This is a genomic window from Kocuria sp. UBA1838 (assembly GCF_002338785.1).
Classification (GTDB): domain Bacteria; phylum Actinomycetota; class Actinomycetes; order Actinomycetales; family Micrococcaceae; genus Kocuria; species Kocuria marina.
In genome coordinates this window covers 8,911-13,673 of record NZ_DDIY01000017.1, presented here as the reverse complement: position 1 = coordinate 13,673, position 4,763 = coordinate 8,911, and the positions used below count along the sequence as shown (strand labels likewise).

The following is a 4,763-nucleotide window of genomic DNA, read 5'->3' as shown; positions in this document are numbered from 1 at the left end:
CCCCGAGGAAACCTCCTCCACCGGCGAGGCCGACGACGTCGTACCCCGGCTCTGACCCCGCTCCACGCCGACGACGGCGTGGCCAAGCGCAGATCCCAAGTCGCTCGGACGACGGCGCGCCCCGGCTCCAGGGCGCGCCGTCGGCGTCCTCAGCTCGCCGCGGGCAGATCGGGGAAGGCCGCCGCCACGCCCGGTGAGTGCAGTTGCCCGGCACGGGTCGAGAGCCCGGCGGCCAGAGCGGCGTCGTTCTCCAGGGCGGAGTCCACACCGCGCGCCAACGCCATGACGTACGGGGACGTCGCGTGCGTGAGCGACTGGGTGGCCGTGACGGGCACGGCGCCGGGCAGGTTCGCCACGCAGTAGTGACGAATGCCGTCCACGGCATAGACCGGGTCGTCGTACGTGGTGGGCCGGGTGGTCTCGAAGCACCCGCCCTGGTCCACGGCCACGTCCACGAGCAGCGCATGGGGCTTCACGATCGACAGGTGCTCCCGGCGCACGAGCTTGGGGGCGGAGGCGCCCGGGACCAGGACGGAACCCACGACCACGTCCGCGCGCGGCAGTTCCTCATCCAGGCGGTGGGTGTCGCTCATCAGGACCCGGGCGTGGGGGAACAGCGCGTCCAGTTGTCGCAAGCGATCGCCGTTGGCCTCGAGGATCGTGACGTCCGCGCCGGCCCCCACCGCTGCGCGGGCCGCGTGTTCACCCACGGTGCCACCGCCGATCACCAGCACGGTGGCCGGAACAACGCCGGGCACCCGACCCAGGAGGATCCCGGGGCCGCCCGCGTGGTGCTGGAGGTGGTGTGCGGCGTTGGCGATCGCCAGGCGGCCCGCGATCTCGGACATCGGGCGCAACAGGGGCAGTGTGCGTCCCACCCGAACGGTCTCATAGGCGATCCCCGTGGTGCCCCTGTCCAGCAGTGCTTCCGTCAGCGAACGGCTCGCGGCCAGGTGGAGGTACGTGAACAGCGTGAGGTCCGGGCGCAGGAAGTCGTACTCGGAGGCGATCGGCTCCTTGACCTTCACCAGCAGCTCGGCCTGCGCCCACGCGTCCTCCTGGGACGTGATCCGCGCTCCCGCCGCGCGGTAGGAATCGTCCGAGAAACCCGCGCCCTCCCCCGCGTGCTCCGCGACGAACACCTCGTGGCCTTCGGCGACCAGTGCGGTGACCATGGTGGGGGTGAGGCCCACGCGGGCCTCTTCCGGTTTGATCTCACGGGGTACGGAGATTCTCATGACGGCGCGCTCCTCTCATGGGGCACGCGTACCCGAGGAGGTGTGCTCGGGTCTGGCGATGGGCCCCGGCTGTCCTTCCATTGTGCCCTGCGTCACCCGAACCCGCACCCGCACAGGGGGACGGGGCGAATATGACCAGGTCGCCCGGTCCGTTCAGGACCGGGCGACCGGTTCATCGTCGCAGCCGGACGGGGTCAGCGGCGAGCGATCTGCTCCGCCGCCTCCGGGTCCGAATCGTTGAGGAACTTCTCGATCCGGGCGGCCTCGTCCATCTCGCCGATCTGCGCGGCGGCCTGGCCCAACGCGGCCAGCGCCCGCAGGAACCCGCGGTTGGGTTCGTGGGAGTACGGCACCGCGCCGTGCCCCTTCCATCCATGGCCGCGCAGCGAGTCCAACCCGCGGTGGTAGCCCACCCGGGCGTAGGCGTACCCCTCCAGAGTGCGGCCGTCCGCGAGCGCCTCCTCCGCGAGCATCGCCCACGGCAACTGCTCCTTGGGGAAGGCCGCCGCGAGGTCCTCGGCCACGTCACCCGCGTCGAGGCGGGCCGTCAGCTCCGGGTTCTCGTCCAGATAGGTGGGAGCCGGTTCGTCCAGCAGATTCTTGCCGAGCAGTGCCACGGTGGGTTCCTTTCCACGCCGAGTTCAAGGGTTCGTTGCCACTCTACGCAGCGCGCACGACGCCGCTCCACGCCGTTCGCGCACGACGTCACCGAGCGCCGTCGAAGCGGTTCAGTGCGTGATCATGATGCCCACTCCCGGGCCCAACGGCAGTCCGAGGAAGTAGAAGACCATGAGAATGAGAACCCACACCACCCAGAAGGGGACTACGAACGGAATCATCCTGGCCATCACCGTCCCCAGCCCGGCAGAGGGTTCGTACTTACGGAGCATGGCGAGCAGCACGACCATGTAGGGGTTGAGAGGGGTCATCACCTGCGTCGCCGAGTCACCCACGCGGAACGCCGCCTGGATGAAGGCGGGCTCGAATCCCAGAATGCCGAACATCGGCACGAAGACTGCGGCCATCAGAGTCCACATGGAGGATCCCGAAATGATGAACAGGTTCAGGATCGAACACAGAATGATGAACCCGATGATCACGGGGAAGCCGGTGACACCTGCGTTTTCCAGACCCGATGCGCCGGTGACCGCGATCCAGGAACCGATCCCGGACCAGTTGAACAGCGCGATGAACTGCCCCAGGATGAACGCCAGGACCAGGAAGGACGTCATGTCCTTGAGGGCTGCTCCCATCATCACCGGGACGTCCTTGAATCCCCGAACGGTTCCCGCAATCCGGCCGTAGACGTAACCGCTCACGGAGAAGAACACGAAGATGATGAAGACGATGGACGCCAGCAGCGGTGATTTGGGGAGGAAGTTCCCGTCTTCGTTGCGCCATGGTGAGCTCGGCAAGAGTGTGAAGACGGTCAGTGCGACACCGATCAGCACGAACGTCACACATGCCCACAGAAGTGCCTTTTTCTCCCTAGGGGACAATCCGGCCTCGACCTGGGGTTCCCGGGATTCCGCAACGGTTTGCTCGTCCCCCACGATGCGCATGGCGCGGGTGTCGGTCATGAGCTGACCCGTCTCCGGGTTGACCTCGTCCTTGGACACCCCCGCTCGCATGACTCGCGGTTCCACCACCTTGTCGATGACGAACCCCGCCACGCAGGAGAGTACGACCGCCGCGACGATGTTGAAGTAGTAGTTGGACAGCGGGTTGGCCTCGGTGGCGTGATTCGCGAGCGCGGGCACGGTAGGGATCACGGCGTTGGTGATGCCCGCGAACAGGGCATCGAGCGACGTCGGGAAGATATTGGTGGAGTAACCCGCACCGGCCGACGCGAAGCCGCCGAGCAGACCTGCCACCGGGTGACGGCCGGCTGCTTTGAACGCAAGGGCGGCCAGGGGCGGAATCACCACGAACGCGGAATCGGCCATGATCGACCCCACCACGCCCACGAAACCCACGGTGTACGGCAGCAACCAGCGCGGGGCTCCACCGATCGTGAATCGGATGGCGGCGGCCAGAAACCCGGACTTCTCCGCGATCCCGATCGCCAGCAGAATGGTGGCCACGGTGACCAACGGCGGGAACCCGATGTAGTTCTCCCCCAGGGTCGTGGTGAACCACGCGAGACCTTCCCCGGTGAACAGACCCTTGATCGCCAGGGGTTCATCCTTCCCCGGTACGTGTACGACCACGTTGCCCCAGGCCATGGCGGTGGACACGACCGCCGTGATGAGGAACAGGATGGTGAACAGGGCGAAGGGCTCGGGCAGCTTGTTGCCCACCCTCTCGATACCGGTGAGGAGTCTGTCTCCCACATTCGATCTCTTGGTCGCGGTGGCGGTCATGTGTACTCCATCGAGGTCAGTGGTCGAAAAATGTCGATGCGTGGCCCGCCGGCTCCGGTTCAGTCGAAATAGCTCTCCACGGCAATGCCGCCCCCGCCGGCGTGGAAGTCATCACGGACGTGTTGCGCCAGTGCATCATCGACCAGATAGTCGAGAGCCACCGCTGCCAGTCCGTAGGCGCCGTCGACACCCGCAGCTTCTGCCTGCGGGGTAGCTGCAGCAGCCGCGAAATCCCGGGTGTGCAGGCCCATGTCCTGGTCCGTGATGCTGATCAACGGGTGAATACCGGGAATCCGATAGCTGACGTTGCCGAAGTCCGTGGACGCGGCCAGCACCTCGGACACCGTGCCCGCCGGGTAAGGATCGCGCCCGCGGCGCCGCTGAGCGAGGACCCACCGATCGGAGAGGGGCGAATTGCCCAGCACGGGAAGGGTGGCGGGGGACGAATCCCAATCGATCTCGACATCCACCCCGGCCATCAGCGCGGCACCCTGGAGAACCTCGGTCACCCGTTGTGACAAGGCCTTCAGGGTCGCAGGGCGCTGGGAACGGACGTACAGCTGCAGGGTGGCGGCCTCGGCGATGATGTTGGGGCGTTCTCCGCCCTCGGGTAGTACGGCATGGATCCGATCGGTGGGCGGGGTCTGCTGTCTCAGCAGGCCCAGCCCCTGGTAGGCGAGCACCGCGGCGTCGAGAGCGTTGCGTCCCATGAACGGGTGCGACGACGCGTGGGCTGCCGCACCGCGATAGTGCACCGTGCACTGACGGCGACCGAGCCACACCTGGTCCACGAGATCCGCGATGTAGGAGTGCACCATGACCGCGGCGTCGATACCCTCCAGTGCACCTGCTCTGGCCATGATCTCTTTGCCACCTTCACCCTCCTCTGCGGGCGTTCCCAGGTAAACCACGCGGCCGGAGAACGCGGAGGGTGTGCCCCGGATGAGCTCGACGAGTGCCACGAACGCACCCAGGCCGGTCACGGCGATCACATTGTGTCCGCAGCCGTGGCCGATACCGGGCAGGGCGTCGTACTCCGACATGATCGCGATGGTGCGGTGACACGCCGGGTCGAAGTCCTCGGAGGTCACCTCAGCGCGAATGGCGGTGTCCAGACCGAAAGCGGGGTTCTCCGCGGGAATGTCATGGTCCGCCAGATGAT

4 protein-coding genes are annotated in these 4,763 nt (G+C 66.9%); all 4 read right to left on the bottom strand.

Annotation, left to right across the window (positions count from 1 at the left end):
* Positions 1 to 149 precede the first annotated feature (149 nt).
* Positions 150 to 1,238 (bottom strand): alanine dehydrogenase, encoded by a 1,089-nt coding sequence (gene ald, locus B3I25_RS09170; protein WP_098053551.1) that lies wholly within the window; start codon positions 1,236 to 1,238, stop codon positions 150 to 152.
* Positions 1,239 to 1,432: 194 nt separating this feature from the next.
* The gene (locus B3I25_RS09165; protein ID WP_286738724.1) at positions 1,433 to 1,855 is read right to left on the bottom strand and encodes a DUF3151 domain-containing protein; all 423 of its coding nucleotides are present in this window, start codon (positions 1,853 to 1,855) and stop codon (positions 1,433 to 1,435) included.
* A gap of 111 nt (positions 1,856 to 1,966) precedes the next feature.
* Positions 1,967 to 3,601, bottom strand: a complete 1,635-nt coding sequence (locus tag B3I25_RS09160; RefSeq protein ID WP_286738723.1) for an AbgT family transporter — start codon at positions 3,599 to 3,601, stop codon at positions 1,967 to 1,969.
* Positions 3,602 to 3,660: 59 nt separating this feature from the next.
* Positions 3,661 to 4,763: amidohydrolase (locus B3I25_RS09155; RefSeq protein WP_286738722.1), on the bottom strand; the 1,103-nt coding region annotated here is incomplete at its 5' end.

What these genes read in the sequence shown, in the direction of transcription:
- ald (WP_098053551.1), bottom strand. Translation starts at nt 1,238, where the DNA reads ATGAGAATCTCCGTACCCCGTGAGATCAAACCGGAAGAGGCCCGCGTG.
- B3I25_RS09160 (WP_286738723.1), bottom strand. Translation starts at nt 3,601, where the DNA reads ATGACCGCCACCGCGACCAAGAGATCGAATGTGGGAGACAGACTCCTC.